This is a genomic window from Pseudomonas sp. H3_E07, from assembly GCF_054668895.1.
On sequence record NZ_CP162795.1, the window covers coordinates 1,856,481 to 1,875,618 of the forward strand.

The 19,138-nt window shown below is 62.4% G+C and carries 13 protein-coding genes and 1 pseudogene; 4 read left to right on the plus strand and 10 right to left on the minus strand.

Annotated elements, in window-relative coordinates; translation table 11 throughout:
* Positions 1-65 precede the first annotated feature (65 nt).
* Entirely contained in the window at positions 66-2,591 is a 2,526-nt protein-coding gene (locus AB4O08_RS08465) for a sulfite reductase flavoprotein subunit alpha (protein ID WP_305375500.1), read from the plus strand.
* 99 nt (positions 2,592-2,690) lie between these two features.
* On the opposite strand, the gene AB4O08_RS08470 is transcribed toward AB4O08_RS08465, so the two are convergent.
* From AB4O08_RS08470 to ptsP, 4 genes are read right to left on the minus strand one after another with little or no spacing between them, the layout of a single operon-like run.
* A complete protein-coding gene (locus AB4O08_RS08470; protein ID WP_042571067.1) occupies positions 2,691-4,232 on the minus strand; it encodes an alkaline phosphatase D family protein in 1,542 nt (513 codons plus the stop codon).
* A gap of 44 nt (positions 4,233-4,276) precedes the next feature.
* Positions 4,277-5,986 (minus strand): PTS fructose-like transporter subunit IIB, encoded by a 1,710-nt coding sequence (locus AB4O08_RS08475; protein ID WP_010213212.1) that lies wholly within the window; start codon positions 5,984-5,986, stop codon positions 4,277-4,279.
* An 11-nt stretch (positions 5,987-5,997) separates the two neighbouring features.
* On the minus strand, positions 5,998-6,918 hold the full coding sequence (gene pfkB / locus AB4O08_RS08480) for a 1-phosphofructokinase (RefSeq protein ID WP_047541177.1): 921 nt from the start codon (positions 6,916-6,918) through the stop codon (positions 5,998-6,000).
* Entirely contained in the window at positions 6,919-9,777 is a 2,859-nt protein-coding gene (gene ptsP, locus AB4O08_RS08485; protein ID WP_021491905.1) for a phosphoenolpyruvate--protein phosphotransferase, read from the minus strand.
* Between the two features lie 293 nt (positions 9,778-10,070).
* On the opposite strand from ptsP, the gene cra reads away from it, so the two are divergent.
* On the plus strand, positions 10,071-11,066 hold the full coding sequence (cra, locus tag AB4O08_RS08490; protein WP_021491906.1) for a catabolite repressor/activator: 996 nt from the start codon (positions 10,071-10,073) through the stop codon (positions 11,064-11,066).
* Positions 11,067-11,068: 2 nt separating this feature from the next.
* The gene (locus AB4O08_RS08495; protein WP_021491907.1) at positions 11,069-11,845 is read left to right on the plus strand and encodes a TatD family hydrolase; all 777 of its coding nucleotides are present in this window, start codon (positions 11,069-11,071) and stop codon (positions 11,843-11,845) included.
* Here AB4O08_RS08495 and AB4O08_RS08500 read toward each other — a convergent pair.
* The 6 genes and pseudogenes from AB4O08_RS08500 to AB4O08_RS08525 all read right to left on the minus strand — a co-directional run bounded on the left by AB4O08_RS08500 (position 11,792) and on the right by AB4O08_RS08525 (position 18,075).
* The gene (locus AB4O08_RS08500; RefSeq protein ID WP_021491908.1) at positions 11,792-12,223 is read right to left on the minus strand and encodes a hypothetical protein; all 432 of its coding nucleotides are present in this window, start codon (positions 12,221-12,223) and stop codon (positions 11,792-11,794) included. The two genes, AB4O08_RS08495 and AB4O08_RS08500, sit on opposite strands and share 54 nt — an antisense overlap.
* Before the next feature lie 126 nt (positions 12,224-12,349).
* Entirely contained in the window at positions 12,350-13,279 is a 930-nt protein-coding gene (locus AB4O08_RS08505; protein WP_370737438.1) for a methyl-accepting chemotaxis protein, read from the minus strand.
* Positions 13,256-14,347 (minus strand): annotated as a pseudogene (locus AB4O08_RS08510) (methyl-accepting chemotaxis protein); the annotation flags it as partial. The pseudogene AB4O08_RS08510 and the gene AB4O08_RS08505, both read right to left, overlap by 24 nt.
* 146 nt (positions 14,348-14,493) lie before the next feature.
* Positions 14,494-15,330 (minus strand): regulatory signaling modulator protein AmpE, encoded by an 837-nt coding sequence (gene ampE / locus AB4O08_RS08515; protein WP_044286637.1) that lies wholly within the window; start codon positions 15,328-15,330, stop codon positions 14,494-14,496.
* Positions 15,327-15,890 carry a 1,6-anhydro-N-acetylmuramyl-L-alanine amidase AmpD gene (gene ampD / locus AB4O08_RS08520; protein ID WP_021491911.1) on the minus strand — a complete coding sequence of 188 codons (564 nt, stop codon included), beginning with the start codon at positions 15,888-15,890 and terminating at the stop codon, positions 15,327-15,329. The genes ampE and ampD overlap by 4 nt, the downstream gene beginning before the upstream one ends.
* 61 nt (positions 15,891-15,951) lie before the next feature.
* The gene (locus AB4O08_RS08525; protein WP_010213227.1) at positions 15,952-18,075 is read right to left on the minus strand and encodes a DUF1631 domain-containing protein; all 2,124 of its coding nucleotides are present in this window, start codon (positions 18,073-18,075) and stop codon (positions 15,952-15,954) included.
* Positions 18,076-18,266: 191 nt separating this feature from the next.
* Here AB4O08_RS08525 and nadC point away from each other — a divergent pair, with 191 nt between their 5' ends.
* On the plus strand, positions 18,267-19,115 hold the full coding sequence (nadC, locus tag AB4O08_RS08530) for a carboxylating nicotinate-nucleotide diphosphorylase (RefSeq protein WP_010213228.1): 849 nt from the start codon (positions 18,267-18,269) through the stop codon (positions 19,113-19,115).
* Positions 19,116-19,138 lie beyond the last annotated feature (23 nt).

Consider the following 19,138-nt stretch of genomic DNA (forward strand, 5'->3'; position numbering starts at 1 on the left):
TCTCGACATGGCACGGCATAATGCGCGCCGTGCCCTACATATCCGGATAGACGAGGCGGTCAGACGTGTTGAAGAAAACCCTGTTCCAGTTGCACTGGTTCTTCGGCATTACCGCCGGGCTGGTGCTGGCCTTGATGGGGATCACCGGGGCTGCGGTCTCGTTTCAGGATGAAATACTGCGGGCGCTCAACCCCAGCGTACTGACCGTGCAAACACGCGAAGCCGGCGTACTGCCGCCCGCCGAGCTGGTGCGCAAACTGGAAGCGACCGAAGGCAAGACCGTGGCCATGCTGTTCGTGGAGAGCGAAAGCGGCAACGCCGCCCGCGTGTTCTTCACCCCGCCGCCCGGTGAACGCCGTGGCCAGTTGCGCTATTTCGATCCCTACACCGGCAACTACCTGGGCGATGTGGTCGGCCAGGAGGTCTTCGGGTTCCTGCTGCAGTTCCACCGCTTCCTGGTGATGGGCGATATCGGGCGCAACATCACCGGCGCGTGCACGCTGATCCTGGTGTTCTTCTGCCTCTCCGGTGTGTACCTGCGCTGGCCGCGCCAGGTGGCGAGCTGGCGTGCCTGGCTGACCTTGGATTGGCGCAAAAAGGGCCGTGCCTTTAATTGGGACCTGCACTCGGTATTCGGCACCTGGTGCCTGTTGGCCTACCTGCTGTCGGCGCTGACCGGGTTGTATTGGTCCTACGACTGGTACAGCCAGGGCCTGACCAAACTGCTGTCCGATGCCCCACAGAATGAACGCGTGCGCAAACGCGGACCGGCCCCCGAAGGCCCGGCGCCCGTGGCCAATTACGATGCGATCTGGAGCAGTATCTACAGCAACGCCGGCCCAGGCTTGAGTGCCTACAATATCCGCATGCCGGCCGTCGCCGGGCAACCTGCCATCGTTTACTACCTGCTGGACAACTCGCCCCATGACCGTGCGCTGAACCAGATCAACCTGGACCCGGCAACTGGCGAGGTCAAATCCCACGACCGCTACGCCTGCAAAACCCTCGGTTCCCAACTGCTGACCAGCGTCTACGCGCTGCACACCGGAAGCTACTTCGGCCTGGTGGGGCGGATCATTCTCACGCTCAGTTCAGTGCTGATGCCGTTGTTCTTCATTACCGGCTGGCTGTTGTACCTGGATCGGCGTCGCAAGAAACGCCAGGTGCGTGACGCGCGTAAAGGCCTCACGGCCAACACCAGCGATGCTCCGCCATGGTTGATCGGCTTTGCCAGCCAGAGCGGTTTTGCCGAGCAACTGGCCTGGCAGACAGCCGGCCAATTGCAGGCGGCCGGCTTGCCGGTGAAGGTGCAGTCCCTGGGCAGTGTCAGCCAGGATGACCTGCGCCAGTCGGCAAATGCGCTGTTCGTGGTCAGTACCTTCGGCGACGGCGAAGCGCCCGACAGCGCCCGCGGTTTCGAGCGCAGTGTGCTCGGTCAGGACCTGTCCCTAAAGGGCTTGAACTACTCGGTACTGGCCCTGGGTGATCGTCAATACGAACACTTCTGCGGCTTCGCGCGGCGCCTGCATTTCTGGCTGACCAACCAGGGCGGCAACGCGCTGTTTGCCCCGGTGGAAGTCGACAGCGGCGACACCACTGCCCTGCTGCACTGGCAACAACAACTCGGCCAGCTCACCGGTCACGCCCCGGCGGCCGCTTGGCCGACCGCCCAATACGAAAACTGGACGCTGTGTCAGCGCACCCTGCTCAACCGCGACAGCGCAGGTTCCGGTGTCTATTTACTGGGCCTCACCTCGCCTTCGCCACACAGCTGGCAAGCCGGTGACCTGGTGGAAGTGCTGCCGCGCAACTGCCCCTGGACCATCGAGCACTTCCTCGAAGGCCTGGGTCTGGCCGGCAGCAACGGCGTGTTGATCGACGGCATGGCGCACACCCTCGACCAGGCTTTGGCCACTCGCCAATTGCCGACGCATCGCGCTCACCTGGTCGGCCTGCACGCCCAGGCGCTGGTGGACGCGCTGGTGCCCCTGGGAATGCGCGAATATTCCATCGCCTCGATTCCCAGCGATGGCGTACTCGAATTGATCGTCCGCCAGGAACGCCACCCCGATGGCAGCCTGGGCCTGGGGTCAGGCTGGCTTACCGAACATGCCGCCCTCGGCTCAAGCATCAGCCTGCGCCTGCGCCGCAACAGTGGTTTTCATCTACCAGACATCCCCGTGCCACTGATCCTGCTGGGCAACGGCACCGGCCTGGCCGGCCTGCGCAGCTTGCTCAAGGCGCGTGTTGCCGATGGCCAGCAGCGCAACTGGCTGCTGTTTGGCGAGCGCAATATCGCCCATGATTTCCTGTGCCAGGACGAGTTGCAGGGCTGGTTGGCCAGCGGTGACCTGGCGTTGCTCGATCTGGCGTTTTCTCGCGATCAGGAAGAGAAAATCTACGTGCAGGATCGCCTGCGGGAGTCAGCCGACGTGTTGCGTAAGTGGCTGAGCGACGGCGCGGCGATTTATGTGTGCGGGAGTCTGCAAGGCATGGCGTCCGGGGTGGATCAGGCGTTGGTGGACATACTCGGCAGTGAGGCCGTGGAGCGGCTGATCGAACAAGGCCGTTATCGTCGCGACGTCTACTGATTGGCAACGGTGGGAGCTGGCTTGCCTGCGACAGCGAGGGTGAATTCACTAGCGCTATCGCAGGCAAGCCAGCTCCCGCCGTTTTGATTGCATTCCAAATCAGGCGGGTTGCAGCGTTTGCTCGAACACTGAGACCCCATCCAAATCCCGCAGGATGACGGTCAACTCCGCCGTCTGCCCATCTATCTGCACCTCGCCAAAAAACTGAAACCCGGCAAATGGTGACGTGTTTTGCGCCGGTGGTGCCTTCTCGAACACCACCTCAGGCCCAAAGGTCTTATCCAATGGATTAGGCCCGAAGCTCCCCGCGTTCAACGGCCCGGCCACAAACTCCCAGAACGGCTCAAAATCCTGGAACGCCGCACGATCCGGGTGATAGTGATGTGCCGCGCAGTAATGCACATCCGCCGTCAGCCATACGTGGTTGCGCACCTTCTGCGCCCTTAAAAACCCCAGCAGCTCGGCAATTTCCAACTCACGCCCTTGCGGTGCGCCAGGGTCGTTGTTGGCAATCGCTTCCCAGCGCGGTACGCCGGGGCTTACTTCGCCGTCGGGTACACCCAGCCCAATGGGCATGTCCGCCGCGATGACTTTCCACTGCGCCTGCGACCCCTTGAGTTCACGCTTGAGCCAGTCCAATTGCTCCCGGCCCAGGAAGGGTTTTTCAGCGCCCAGGTTGTCATCGTTCGGCCCGCGATAGCTGCGCATATCCAGCACGAACACCTCCAGCAACGGCCCATAGCTGAGCTTGCGATAAATCCGCCCGCCGCCATCGGCGCTCTGCCGGCGCATCGGTGAATATTCCAGCCACGCCTGGCGTGCACGGCCGACCAAGGTGTTGATGTCCTTGACCTGGTAACGCTCATCCAACTGCTTGCTCGGCGACCAGTTGTTCACCACTTCATGGTCGTCCCACTGCCAGATCTGCGGCACTTCGGCGTTGAAGCGACGGACATTTTCGTCCATCAGGTTGTAGCGGTAATTACCGCGATATTCATCCAGGGTTTCGGCGACTTTGCTCTTGGCTTCGGTGGTGATATTGCGCCAGATACGCCCGTTTTCGGTCGTCAGTTGCGCCGGCACCGGGCCGTCGGCGTAGATGGTGTCGCCACTGTGGATAAAAAAGTCCGGCAAACGCAGGCGCATGGCTTCATAGATGCGCATGCCGCCAATGTCCGGGTTGATGCCGAAGCCTTGGCCGACGGTGTCGCCGCTCCACACGAAACGAATATCGCGGCGCTGTTGCGGCACACTGCGCAGGTGGCCGAACCACGGCTCGCTGGCGACGCCGGTTTGGGCATCTTCGAAATGCACGCGGTAGAAAATCGCCTGATCGGCGGGCAGACCGGTGAGTTCGACGCGGGCCGTGAAGTCGGTCCGGTTATCGGCCAGGGCCGAAATGAATTTGCGCGGGTTGCTGAATACGCTGCGGGTGTCCCACTCCACCACCATGCGCGCCGGGCGATCGCTGCGGCTCCAGATCATGGCGCGATCACCGAGCAGATCGCCGGACTGCACGCCGTCGGTGAGTTGCGGCCGGTCCTTCACAGAGGCGATCACCGCCGGGGCCAGGCCCGGCAGCAACAGGCCGGCGCCGACGGCTTGCATCACGCGGCGGCGGCCGAGATCGAAGTGGCTCATGCAGGTGCCCTCTTGAGTATCAAAAGGGCCACTACAGCATGGGGTTATGACACGGGTGCGACAGTCAGCTCTTGCGCTTCCGGACGTTTGATCAAGGCGTACACCAGACCGGTCAGCAAGCTGCCCGCGACAATCGCCAGCAGGTACAGCAGCGCATGGTTCATCGCATTCGGGATGACCAGCACCGCCAGGCCGCCGTGGGGCGCCGCGAGCTTGCAACCAAAGTACATCGACAGCGCGCCGGCCAACGCGCCACCGGCGATGCTGGCCGGGATCACGCGCAGCGGGTCTTTGGCCGCAAAGGGAATCGCGCCTTCGGAGATAAACACCATCCCCAGAATGATCGCCGCCTTGCCGGCCTCACGCTCTGTTTGGGCAAACTTGCGGCGTGCCAGGAACGTAGCGATGCCCATGCCGATCGGCGGCACCATGCCGGCCGCCATGGTGGCGGCAATCGGCGCGCCACTGTGCGCCGCCAGCATGCCGACGGAAAACGCATAGGCTGCCTTGTTGATCGGCCCACCGAGGTCGACGCACATCATGCCGCCCAACAGAATGCCCAGCAGCACGGCGTTAGTGGTGCCCATGGTGTTGAGGAATTCCGTCAGGCCCACAAGCATGCGCGCCACCGGTGGCCCGACCAGGTAGATCATCGCCAGGCCGGTGAACAGGCTCGCCAGCAACGGGATGATCAGGATCGGCTTGAGCGCATCCAGGCTTTGCGGCAACTGCACCGCGCGGGTGATCAGCTTGACGCAATAACCGGCGAGGAAACCGGCAAATATCCCGCCGATAAAACCAGCACCCAAGGTGGTCGCCAGCAACCCGCCGATCATGCCGGGGGCCAACGCAGGACGGTCGGCAATGGAATAAGCGATGTAGCCCGCCAGCAGCGGCACCATCAACATGAAGGCCTGATCGCCGACGGTTTTCAAGGCAGCAGCCAGTGTGCCTTTCTCTTCAAAAGCAGTGATGCCGAACATGAAGGACAACGCAATCAACAACCCGCCCGCCACCACCATCGGCAACATGAACGACACACCGGTCAGCAGGTGTTTGTAAACGCCGGTTTTTTCTTTCTTGGCCACGGCACCGCTGGCCGCACTTTCCACTGCGCCTTCAGCAAGGGCCTTGTTGAGGGTGGCTTCGGATTGCTTGAGGGCAATGCCGGTGCCGCAGCGGTAAATCTTCTTGCCGGCGAAGCGCTCGGTAGCGACTTCGATATCCGCCGCCAACAGCACCACATCGGCCTCAGCGATAGCCTGCGGGCTCAAGGGCGTGCGTGCGCCGACCGAGCCCTGGGTCTCGACCTGCAAGTCGTAGCCCAGCCGCTTGGCGGTCTGCTGCAAGGCTTCGGCGGCCATGAAGGTGTGCGCCACGCCCGTCGGACAAGCCGTGATTGCCACAATACGTGGTGCATTTTCAGCCGCCTGCTGCGTGGCGACATACACCTGGGCTTCTTCAGCGCCGCGACGCAATACCGCGTCGACATCCGCCAGCGCCTGGGCCGGCGTGCTCTGGAACACGCGCTTACCGACAAACCGCTGCATATCCACCGGGGTACTGCTGACCAACAACACCCATTCGGCATCGTCGATCGTGGCCTGGGAGAGCTGGCGTTCCGGGCGCTGCACATCCACCACTTCAACGCTGGTGCTCCAGCCCTGGCGCTGTGCGGCGGCGTCCAACAAGCGGGCGCACAGCACACTGGTGACCATGCCGTTCGGGCAGGCGGTAACAATGGCTAACTTCATCACAAACCCTCTTATTGTTCTGTCAGCGAGCGCACTTGAACGCCGCTTTCGAGACGCGCCAACTGCGCGTGATCGCTGATGCCAAAACCGATCTGCGTCACCGCCATCGCGGCAATCGCCGTGGCGCGGCGCAAGGTCTGTTCCGGCGTATCCCCGGTGAGCAGACCATGGAGCATACCGGCCAGCAGCGAATCGCCGGCGCCTACGGTGCTGGCGACCGTGACCTTGGGCGGTGTGGCCTGCAGCGCCGCATTTGGGCTGTACCAGCTCACGCCGGCGGCACCGTCGGAGACCACCACATGTTCGACACCTTGCCGGTGCAGTTGGCTGACCGCATCGGTGGCGTTATCCAGGGCTTCGGCCAGCTCTTCAGTATTGGGTTTGACCAGCCATGGGCCGGCCAGCAAACCCGCGCGCAGTGCTTCGCCGCTGGTGTCCAAAGCGACTTTCAAACCATAGCGTTTCAACTGCTCCAACAGCCCCTTGAACCACTGCGGGCTGACGCCGCGTGGCAAGCTGCCGGCCACCACCACCGCATCAAAGCCGGGAGCAATCTGCGCCAGTTTGTCCAGCAAGGCGTTTTGCGCCTGTTCTGTCACCTGCGGCCCCGGTGCATTGATGTCGGTGACCCGGCCATCCTGCTCGGCAATCTTGATATTGCTGCGGGTTTCACCGGGCACGCGGATAAACGCGTCGGTAAACCCACGCTGTGCAATGAGCGCTTCAAAGGCCTGGGGGTTGCCTTCACCGAGAAAGCCGCCCACGGTCAACTCATGGCCCAGGTCGGCCAGCACCTGCGCCACGTTCACACCCTTGCCGGCGGCATGGGTCAGCAGGGTTTCGCTGCGGTTGACTTCACCCGGTTCCAGGCGCGCCAGGCGTACCGTCAGATCCAACGCCGGGTTCAGCGTCAGGGTCAGAATCCTCGCCATCTATACGGCCTCCACTAGGGCTCGCACTTCGGCAGGTGAGCCCACCGCCAGTGCTTTTTGCGCCAGGCCCTGGGCCTCGCTCAGACTGAATTCGCGCACGCGCGCCTTCACTTCGGGAATGCTGCGGGCGGACACGCTCAACTCATCTACCCCCAGGCCGACCAATACCGGCACTGCCAACGGGTCCGCCGCCAGCTCGCCGCACACGCCTACCCATTTGCCATGGGCATGGGCTGCACGCACGGTGATGTCGATCAGTTGCAACACTGCCGGGTGCAGGCCATCGGCCTGAGCGGACAGGGTCGGGTGGCCACGGTCGATGGCCAGGGTGTACTGGGTCAGGTCGTTGGTGCCGACACTGAAGAAGTCCACTTCCTTGGCCAATACCGGCGCGAGCAACGCGGCCGACGGCACTTCGATCATGATGCCCAGTTGCAGGTCCGCCACCGGGATTTCCAGACGCAGGCGCTCGGTCATGTCACGGGCGGCGCGCCACTCATCGACGCTGCCGACCATGGGGAACATGATGCGCAGCGGACGGTTGTCCGCCGAGCGCAGCAGCGCCCTCAGTTGGGCTTCCATGATCTGCGGGCGTTGCAAGGTGAGACGAATGCCGCGCACGCCGAGGAAGGGGTTTTCCTCTTCGGCGATCGGCCAGTAAGGCAGCGGTTTGTCGCCGCCCACATCGAGGGTGCGCACGACCAGCGGACGACCGGCGAGCCCATCGAGGACGCGGCGGTATTCGGCTTCCTGGGTAGCCTCGTCCGGCGCTTGCGGATGGGCCATGAAAATCAGTTCGGTGCGCAGCAAGCCGATGCCTTCGGCGCCCTGCTCCACCGCGCTGGCGACGCCAGCGCTTTCGCCGATGTTGGCGAACACTTCCACGGCATGACCGTCACGGGTCAACGCGGGTTCGTGGCGTTGTGCCGAGGCCGCTTGCAGGCGTTGTTCGCGGGTGTCGCGCTCGACCGTGGCGCGTTGCAGGGTAGCGGCGTCGGCATCCACATGCAGGCGCCCGCGCTGGCCATCCAGCAACAACGGCGTACCGGCGGCCAACAGCAACACCGCCGGACCGGCGCCCACCAGCGCGGGAATACCGAGGGCGCGGGCGACAATGGCACTGTGGGCCGTCGCGCCGCCGCGGGCGGTGAGGATGCCAGCGACGCGCGCCGGATCAAGCCGGGCCACATCAGACGGACCGACTTCGTCCATCACCAAAATGTAAGGCTCACTCGGTTCCTGGGCGGTTTCGACGCCACACAGTTGCGCCAGCACACGACGGCCAATGTCACGCAGGTCGGCGGCACGCTCGGCGAGCAAGGCATCCTGCAACGACTCCTGCTGTTTGGCCGCTGCTTCGATCACACTCATCCATGCCGCCTCAGCGCTTTCGCCTTGCTTGAGGCGCGTGTCGACTTCGTCGGTGAGTTCCGGGTCGTCGAGCATTTCCTGGTGGGTGACGAAAATCTCGCGGATCGCCTTGGACTGGCTGCGTTCGATCAGCCCCTGGATATCACGGCGCACATCGGCCAGGGCGCTGTGCAGGCGCTCGCGCTCGATGGCGCAAGATTCGCCGCGCAGTGGGTAATCGAAGACTTGCAGAACCTGGATGTGCGCAGGGCCGATAGCGATGCCCGGCGCAGCGGCGATGGCCTGAACCTGGCTACCGGCCAAGGGTGCGCTGAGCTCCGGCTCGATATCGAGGACTTCAGGCTGGACGCTCACGGTCGGCAGCGGCTCGACGTCTTCACCCAGGCCTTCTTCCACCGCCGCCAGCAGTGCGGGCAGCGCGTCGCCAGCAATGCTCGGTTCGGCGATAAATTCCAGCACCTGGCCGCGACGCGCGCCGAGGCTCAGCAATTTACTCAGGCTTTTCACCGACACGGCGCCCACCGGGCCATCGACGATGCGCACACGGAGATCGCCGTCAAAACTTTTCGCCAACTGCGCAAGGATCTTCGCCGGGCGCGCGTGCAGGCCGTGGGCGTTGGCCAGGGTAATGCGCGCAGCAGGCCAGTCTGGTGGCAATTCACCACCGAGCACTTCAAGCACGGCGCGGCTGCTGGTGGCGCGGCCGAGTTCCTGGCCGCGACCTTCTATCAGCAAGGCGCATAAGCGTTCGAGCAGCGTCTGGTGGGCTTCCCCCAGGCTGGCCAGGCAGAACAGGCCATTGAGCGGCTGGCCGAGGTAGCGCATGGGTTTGTCCGGGGTGACAAACGCCAGGCCCGGGCGCTTGACGGTCTGCTCGCTGTGCAACCACCACAGGCCATCGCCCAGGGGCAGCGCATCGACCTGCTGCAACACAGCAGCGAAACCATTACTCACACAATCGGCCTGACGCAACAGCCGTGCACCGCGCCATACCAGCTCTTCGAAGTCGTCAGCGGACACGCCCAGGCCGATCATCTGCGCATCCAGCGCCAGTTCCTGCGGCGCACCCTGCAGCAGTTTCAACAGCGCTTCGGCGCTACCGGCACGGCGCAGAGCCTGGCCCAGGTCGGTTTCACCGAGGGCGCGGGTGAGCAGTTGCAGCAGGCGCAGGTGTTCGTCGGATTTGGCGGCAATGCCGATGGCCAGGTACACGATCTGGCCGTCCCCCCAGTCCACCCCTTCGGGAAACTGCAGCAGGCGCACACCGGTGGAGAACACCTGATCGCGCGTTTCGGGAGTGCCGTGGGGAATGGCAATACCTTGACCGAGGAAGGTCGAGCCTTGGGCTTCACGGGCTTGCAAACCGCTGAGGTATCCCTCGGCGACCAGGCCGTCGGCCACCAGTTTTTCAGCGAGCAGGTGCAAGGCAGCAGATTTGTCCACGGCCACCTGGCCCATGGAAATCTGCTCTACAGTGAGCTCAAGCATGCCGTTCTCCTAGTTAGTGCGGTGGCGCACTAGGTATTGTTTTAAACAAACAGTGTAAAGGGTGTTCATGATTAACTGACTGAGTAGTCAATTGGCAGTAGCCACTCAGTCGCGAACGTCGTAAAAATACGCTGGCTGAAACGTTTAATCTAGATCTTATGGAAGACTACGCGTTAATTGCGCATCCTTGAAGAACCACTCGGCGCTTGAGCCAGGACATTGGTCGTGTACAGGAATCGGTTACGATTGGAGAAAATGTCGGGGCCCGCTCCAGAAAACAAGGAAATCCCGGTTTGAAACTCAGTGATATCGCCCGTCTTGCCGGTGTGTCCGTAACCACCGCCAGCTACGTCATCAACGGCAAGGCCGAACAGCAACGCATCAGCAACGCCACCGTCGAACGGGTGCGTGCTGTGGTCGAAGCCCATGGTTTTACCCCCAACCCTCAGGCCGCCGGGCTGCGCAGTCGGCACACGCGCACCTTGGGCTTTATCCTGCCCGACCTGGAAAACCCCAGTTACGCACGCATCGCCAAGCTTTTGGAGCAAGGTGCCCGGGCGCGCGGCTATCAACTGCTGATCGCCAGTTCCGACGACGATGCCGACAGCGAGCGTCAATTGCTGCAACTGTTCCGCGCCCGGCGGTGTGACGCGCTGTTTGTCGCCAGTTGCCTGCCGGCCAGCGATGACAGTTACCGCGAGCTGCAGGCCAAGGGTTTGCCGGTGATTGCCATCGACCGGGTGATGGGCGCAGATCAATTCTGCTCGGTGGTCAGCGACGACCGCCAAGCGTGCCAGCAATTGACCAGCAGCCTGTTGCAACCCCTGCCCAAGCAGATTGTGCTGATCGGCGCGCGGCCCGAGCTGAGCATCAGCCAGGAGCGTGCCGCCGGTTTCCGTGAAGCGCTGGAAGGGTTCACCGGCGAGGTGATCGTCGAACACGGCGAAGCCTTCAGCCGCGACTGTGGCCGACAGTTGATGGAGCAACTTCTGCAGCAACTGGGGCACTTGCCTGACGCACTGGTGACCACGTCCTACGTGCTGCTGCAGGGCGTGTTCGACGCGCTGCATGACTTCCCACTCAAATCGCGGCCGCTGCGCCTGGGCACCTTTGGTGATACACAGTTGCTGGATTTCCTGCCGCTGCCGGTCAACGCCATGGCCCAGCAACATCAACTGATCGCCGAGACCGCGCTGCGCCTGGCCCTGGTCGCGGTCGAAGACGAGCAGTACCAACCCGGCGTGCATGCCATCGGCCGGACGTTCAAGCAGCGTATTCGCGAGGCTTGAGCGTGGAACTGATCGACACCCACACCCATTTGGACTTCCCGGATTTCGACAGCGATCGCCGGGAAGTCCTCGCTCACAGCCGAGCGCTGGGCGTGCGACGCATGGTGGTCCTTGGGGTGTATCAGCAGAATTGGCAGCGGCTGTGGGATCTGGTGCAAACGGACGAAGGCTTGTTCGCTGCGTTTGGCCTGCACCCGGTCTACCTCGATGACCATCGCCCCGCCGACCTGACGGAGCTCGGCGACTGGCTGACTCGCCTGCACGGTCACCGGCAACTGTGTGCGGTAGGCGAAATCGGGCTGGATTACTTCCTCGAACAGTTGGACCGCGAACGCCAGCAAAGCCTGTTTGAAGCCCAACTGAAACTGGCCGTGGACTTCCAGCTGCCGGCGCTGCTGCATGTCCGTCGTAGCCACGCGGACGTCATCGCTACCCTCAAGCGCATTCGCCTGCCCCGTGGCGGCATCATCCATGCGTTTGCCGGTAGCCGCGAAGAAGCCCGCGAATACATCAAGCTCGGCTTCAAACTCGGGCTGGGGGGCGCCGCCACTTGGCCTCAGGCCCTGCGCATGCACAAGGTGCTGGCCCACCTGCCGTTGGACGCCGTGGTACTGGAAACCGACTCACCGGATATGGCGCCCGCCATGTATCCCGGCCAGCGCAACAGCCCCGAACACCTGCCGGCTATCTGCACTGAGCTTGCCGAGCGCATGGGCATCAGCCCTCTATTGCTGGCTGAGGCGAGCACACGCAATGCGTGCGAGCTGTTCAACTGGTAGCGCGGGCGTTACCCGTTGCAGATTCAAGATCAGGCGCTGGCGGTGACGGGCGTATCGCAACACCAGCAAATGCACCAGTAAGACCACCAACGAGATGTTGAATTGGCCGATCACACTGATCAGCCCCACCCACTCCGCCACCAACGCCACGATCAGCACCATGCAGGTCAACACCACCATGCTCGGGCGCACCAGCGCCCACTGGTCCAGGGACCTGAACTGGCGCAACTGTCGAGGGCAGTTCAGTTGCAAGATCCATTGGCAGTAAGGGCAATCGAACGGTTCTTCGATGGCGATGGCGTTGAGTTGCCAAGGCTTGAGATTAAAGGTGATATCACAATGGGCGCAGTGCCCTTTGATGCCGATCGCAGCGGTCATCGCTGTGCCTCCCCCGGACTTGAAATCGAGTGAAACAAGTTTCACCCATTCACGGCTCCAGAAAAGAGACGCAGCAAAATCAGGACAAGCGCCACACCATGAAACGATAAATCCTACATTCAATTCTCATACCCGAAACGCGCCGATCAATTGTTTCAACTCAATCACCTGCAGCGACAGCTGTCGACTCGCCGCTTCGGTCTGATACGCGCCCTCGGCGGCATGCTCACCAGCCCGATTGATTTCAACGATGTTCTGGTCAATATCGTGGGCGACGGCGGTTTGTTGCTCCACAGCGGCGGCGATCTGCTGGTTTTGATCGACGATCATCCCGACGGCGCCGAGGATATTTTCCAGGGCTTGCTGAACCCTTTCCGACTGCCCCACGGTGCCACTGGCCATATCATGACTGCTGCCCATGGCTTTCACGGCCGCCGCCACGCCGCTTTGCAAGCGGCTGATCATCTGCTCGATCTCCTCGGTGGAGTGCTGGGTACGGCGCGCCAGGGTCCGCACCTCATCGGCCACCACCGCAAACCCACGCCCTTGCTCGCCGGCGCGCGCGGCCTCGATGGCCGCGTTGAGCGCCAGCAAGTTGGTTTGTTCGGCGATGCTTTTGATCACTTCCAACACGCTGCTGATGGACTGGCTGTCGGTGGCCAGTTGGTTGATTACCTGCACCGACTGATCGATCTCCGTCGCCAGTCGCGCAATGCTGCCCTGCTGGGATTGCACCAGGCTGCGGCCGCTGACGGTTTCGTCGTTGACGCTGTGGGCACTGCTGACCGCCGCCGCCGCACTGCGCGCGACTTCCTGGGCAGTGGACGACATCTGGTTCATGGCCGTCGCCACCTGTTCGATCTGCATACGCTGCCCGGAAACGGCCTGGTTGCTCTGGGCCGAGACCGTCTCCACCTGCCCGGCCTGCAGCTCGACCTGACTGACGGTGTGCCCGACGCGCTCGATCAAGTCATGGATCTTCGCCACGGTGCCATTGAACACCTGGCCGAGGTCACCCAGCTCATCGCGGCTCTGCGCGACAAAGGTGACGGTCATGTCGCCGGCCGCGACCTTATCCATCATCGCGCCCAAGCGCCGCAAGGTGGTGCGCGTGGAGGCGTAGAAGCCTGCATACAAGTAGAAAATCAGCAGGAACACCGCGCTGAGGGCCGAGACCAGCACCACCATATGCGTACGGTTCTGTGCCAGACGTTGCTCCAATTGCTGCCCGAGGAACGTCAGGGTGGCGTCATCCAACTGGTACGTCTGGGCCATCAATCGGCTGACGCCGTCGTAGAAATCCTGCCAGGGCGCGTCGAGGGTTTCGGCCATCACCACCTGTTCTTCAAACAACTCGCTGCCTTGCTTGAGGCTGGCGTTGCTGGACTTGGCCAGGCCGTCGAGAGCCGCATGGGCGGCTTTGCTGGAGCCCAAGGCATCTTGCAACTTCAGGCCATATTCGGCCTGGATTTTTTCCAATTGCTGCAACAGCTCGTCAAACCGTGTGCTGGACGACGAGTTGAGAAAACCCTGCCCCAGGGAATACGCGCCCATTGCTCGACCTTCACCCAGGGTCTGGGTGACGAGTGGGGTCACGCTGGTGATCAGCTCACTGAGTTGGCGCAGGTCGCTCTGGGGGTCGCGGCTCAAACCGGCTTGGCTGGCAATGATCTGGCTGAGCATCTGCGCCTTGTTGAGCAACTTGTCGATCAAAGCACTTTTGCTCAGCAACGACGTTTCCTGTTGCTGGGCCTTGAAGGCTGCGATCAACTCGTCGCGCTTGGCGTCAAAAGCGGCAATTTGCTCGGGCTCAGTCGCCATGGCGTTGAGGCTTTGCAGGCGGCTCAGCACGCTTTGTTCCAGGGCGCTGATCTTGCCCTCAAGATCGCCCGCCTTGCCGGACTGGCCCAGCGTGGCGTTGATCTGCACCTGGTTGTTGAGGGTTTCCAGGTCGCGGCGCAGGGCCAGGCTGCTACCGAGCAAATCAAGGCTCTGCAGCTCCACCCGCGTGCCCTGGTATTCGCGCCACGAATCACGCACCAGGTAATAGTTGGTCGCCAGCATCGGCAGCAGGAACAACACGCTGACCAAGCTGAACTTCATGCCGAAGCTCAGGCGGTTCATCAGCGCGACGGCGGGATAGAGCAAGCTCTTCACAGGTTAACTCCCTTTCTTTTATTTTTATCGAGGCGCAGGGCGGCAGTTAGCCAGCATCTGTATAGCTCAATTTGAAAGGGAGTTTTGTAACTTAAGGTTAATGAGATAGGGCGTTAAGGCAACACCGTCCAGATCGCAAACCCGGCGTACCACAGCACCGCCGCACGCAAAAGCAGTTCCCAGAGGCGGTCCAGGCTGTTGATGCCATCGGGGCCGACCGCCGGTGGCGGGATTTCAGCGGCGACCAGGCCGACTTTTTCCACCAGTTCGGCGGCGCTGATGTCCCAGCTCAACAGTTCGTGCAGCATCACGCGGCCCACGGCGACGAAGTTGCCCACCAGGGCAAAACTGGCTGCCAGCAGGCGCACCGGCAGCCAGTCAAATGCGTGGCGCAGTTGCCCGGCCCGCTCGGCCACCAGAGGGTTCTTGCTGTATTCACTGGCCAGTGCGAGCAAGCGATAAGCCAGCGCGGCAACCGGGCCCAACAGGAAGTACCAGAAAATCACCGCGAAAAAGCTCTGGTAGGCCTGCCACAACAGATGGCCCTGGACGCGTTCGAGCAACTGTTCACCACTGTCGGCGCTCAGATTCAGGTCACGCTCGGCGACATGCTCGGCGGCTTGCAGGTCGCCCCGTCGCCAGGCGTCGCGAAAGGGACCCAGCCCGGCGAGCAGATCACCACGGCCCAGGCTGTAGATCACCACCAGCAGGTGCACCGGCAGCGCTAACAGTCCGTAGGCCACCGGTTCCAGCACCAGCAGCAACAACGCCAGCAAGGCCACCGGTAATAACACCAGCAATGCCAGGATCAACCAGGGCTGCTTGCCCATGCGTGGGCTCGATTCCAGCTTGGCCAGTTCACGCAGCAAACCACCATCACGCTGTAACCGCTGGCGCAGGGCCGAGAACTTCTCGATCCATACGGCCAGCACCAACACCAGGAAACTCATCGTGCGTGTCCTCCATCCTGCAGGGCGCTGCGAAAGCGCGTCCAATCAAAAGCCGGGCCGGGATCGGTCTTGCGACCCGGAGCGATATCGCTGTGACCACAAATGCGCTGAGGCGTGATGTCGGGGTAAGCCGCCAGCAACTGGCGGGTCAGGTCGTTCAACGACGCATATTGGGCGTCAGTGAACGGCTGGTCATCCGTGCCTTCGAGCTCAACCCCCAGGGAAAAGTCATTGCAGGTATCCCGACCCTCGAACTGTGAGATCCCGGCATGCCAGGCCCGGTCGAGACAGGACACAAACTGCGTCACCGCACCATCACGCTCAATCAGAAAATGCGCAGACACCCGTAGGTCGGCGATCCCTTCAAAGTAGGGATGTTCCGTGACATCCAGACGGTTCTGGAAGAATTCCTGCACTTTGCCGGTGGCGAACTGCGCCGGCGGCAGGCTGATGTTATGCACCACCAGCAGTGAGATTTCGCCGGCGGGGCGCTCGTTGTAGTTGGGCGAAGGGCAATGACGGATGCCTTTGCACCAACCGCTGGTGGGGTCCAACTGCATACAGGTTCCTTGAACGAGACAACATGTGACCAGTATGCCGCGTTCGCCCCTTCGGTTGCGATCACTTGCCGCGATTGAGTTGACGCAGTTTGCCCACGACGGCAGTCAAGGCACGCTCGAACAAGGGGCCAGCGTCCAGGGTGTGCAGCGCGCCCCGCTTGAACGCCACTGCCAGTTGGCCCGCGCTTTTCTCTAACACCTTGAGCCCCGTGCGGCTGGTGAAGACATAGGTGTCGGCCGGCGCCATGATCGCCGTCAGCCGGCAGCGCAGCGTAGTCGCTTCGTCTCCCTCGAACACCACCCAATCACCCACCTTGAGCTGTCGGGCTTTCAGCAGGTCGGGGTCGTTGTCCGGCAGATCGCGGACCGGATCGGGTAACGCAGAGGTCAGTACAAACGGCTCACGCACTTCGATCCATTCGTCGCCCCCGCCAGGGGCCTGGACATGCAAGGCCTGCAAACGCACGAAAAACTCGCGGGTGCTGAAGGGGTCGAACGCGGCGCTGGTCAATCCGTCGCGCAGGGCCTTGAGCAAGCCCGGCAGTTGCCCCAGCAAATGACGCCCGGCTTCAGTGTCTTGCTGCAGGCCGACGCTCCAGATCAGTTCGTCCATGGTGCGCAGCCCCGCCTGCCATTGCACCGACTGCTCGCCATGCTTGAGGCTGGCCAGCAACAGCACCTGGCTCCAGGCCTGCTGCAGGAATTGCACGACCGGACGCGGCAGCGTCTTGCCAAGCAGGCGTTTGTTCAGCACATCGGCCACGCGCTGACGCGCAGCTTCGGTGCGCACACGCCCGGCTTCGGCATCACGGGTGTGCTGTTCAAGCAAGTCGCTGCGCCGTCGCTCATCAGCGGTGAAGGCGCTGAACTCGGCGAGCAATTGGGAAAAGATCACCGGGTCTTCGACAAATTCATTGAGCAAGCGCTGCACCACCTGCTCGATGCGCAGGTACAGAGGGTCGCGCTGGCTGGCGCCCATGGCAGCGGTGGCGATTTCATTGAGCAGGCGTCGCGCCGGGTGGCTGGCTCGACTGAAAAGGCTCTTGTCCAGCACCGCCACTTTCAGCATCGGGATCTGCAGGCGACCGATCAAGGCCTTGTAGGCATCGGGCACGGCCCGGTCGTTGAGGATGAATTCGAACAGCAACGCGACCAGGTTGATCACATCTTCGTCCGCCTCCTCCACCACCCGCGACTTACCGCTCTTGACGCTGACGCGGGTGAGCAACTGTTCAAGCTGGTTGCGCAGGTCGAAATCATCCTCGACCTCAGGCTCGGGTACATATTGCTGCAAGTGGGACAGCAGGCGCAGCAGGTCACGGGGGGAGATGGGCAAGGGTTCGGCGCTGGCTTCAAGGGTCGGCGCCACGCTACCGCGTACCGCGGTGAGCAACGGCTGCAGCGCAGCGAAGGCTTCCTGGCCATTTTCGTCGACAGGCGGCAAGGTTTCTTCGCGCGCAAGCTCACGGGCCTCACGCGCCTCACGCCGGCGGGACGGTACGGCCTTGAGTTCAGGCAACACACCGGTCGCGACCAGCAACTGATTGGCTTCGCCGTACAGTTGGTCGGCGTCACTGAGTACGTATTTTTCAAACAGCTTGAGCATGATCAGTTTGACGCGGATCTCCACGCCCAGGCTGCGTCCCGCCCGCAGGAAGCACTCACACAGCAGTGCTGGCCCCAATGGGTTCTCGCGATCATCCAGGTGGTTGCCGAGCAACGCGCTCAAGCGCGCCGTGAGTTGCCCCAGGGCTAGGCCATCACGATGCCGCACCCGATCCAGCATTGCTTCAAGCGTAACGGCTTTTTCCAGGTCATCCCTGGATGAGCCCGGTGCCGCGTCGTAGGAAACCACTGGCACCAACTGCAATTCCCCACGCCCTGCCTGACCCAGGCTGGCGAAGGCTTCAAACAGGCGCTCCATGAACACGCGCTCGAAGTTCTTGCGCTTGAGGCGCAGGTCGCGCATGGCCTCGAAGAAAATATGATGGTCGAGGTTGTTGCGCGCCTTGTCGGCCATTTCGAACAAGGTGTCGTCGGCGTTATCGAACAGGTCCTGCAGCCCTTGCTGCAGCTGTTGCGCCGCCTTGTCGCGGACCTGCAGCAACACTACCGGCAGTCTGGCGAGCGGCGATGGCGTGGCGGACGCCTTATTGAAAGGCACCACCTTTGCGTCATTGTGCATCCTGGCCTCCTGAAACGGCGGTATCTTTCTGAACGTCAAAGCTATGACGCCAATTGCAAGGCGCTAGATTATCTGGCAAATGAGGGCAGGTGCGCCAGCAAACTCTGCCTTTGCACGGTAAATGAGTGGTGAGCCTGGGTTCGAACGCGCACTGCCCCTATAATCGGGGCACTTTGTCTGTGGAGCCTGTTATGCCGAATCTCCGTCTTGCCGACCTCACCGCCGAAATCGAAGCCAACGTGCGCCGCGCACTGCTGGAAGACATCGGCAGCGGCGACATCACTGCGCAGTTGATCCCGGCCGAACGGCTGGCCACGGCCACCATCATTACCCGCGACACCGCTGTCATCGCCGGAACGGCCTGGGTGGATGCGGTGTTCCGCCAACTGGACCCTCGGGTTGCCGTGCATTGGCAAGTGGCTGACGGTGAGCGCGTCAGCCCCAATCAGGTGCTGTTCCGCCTTGAAGGCCCGGCACGCTCGCTGCTCAGCGGCGAACGCTGTGCGCTGAATTTCCTGCAGTTGCTGTCCGGGGTCGCCACCCGCGCGCAATTTCTCGCGGACTTTGTCGCCAGCACCCAGGTCAAGCTGCTGGACACCCGCAAAACCCTGCCGGGGCTGCGCCTGGCGCAGAAATACGCAGTGACTTGCGGTGGCTGCCACAACCACCGTATCGGCTTGTATGACGCGTTCCTGATCAAGGAAAACCATATCGCGGCCTGTGGCGGCATTGCCCAGGCAATCACGGCCGCCCACAAGATCGCCCCCGGCAAGCCGGTGGAAATCGAAGTTGAAAGCCTGGATGAGCTGCGCGAAGCCCTGGCGGCGGGCGCGGATATCATCATGCTCGATGAGTTGAGCCTGGACGATATGCGTGAAGCCGTGCGCCTGAACGGCGGTAAGGCGAAGCTGGAGGCCAGCGGCGGGATCAATGAAAGCACCCTGCTACCCATCGCCGAGACCGGGGTGGATTACATCTCGATTGGCGCGATGACCAAGGATGTGAAGGCGGTGGATTTGTCGATGCGCCTTAGCATCTGAGGCGCCTTGACTGCAGGAGCGAG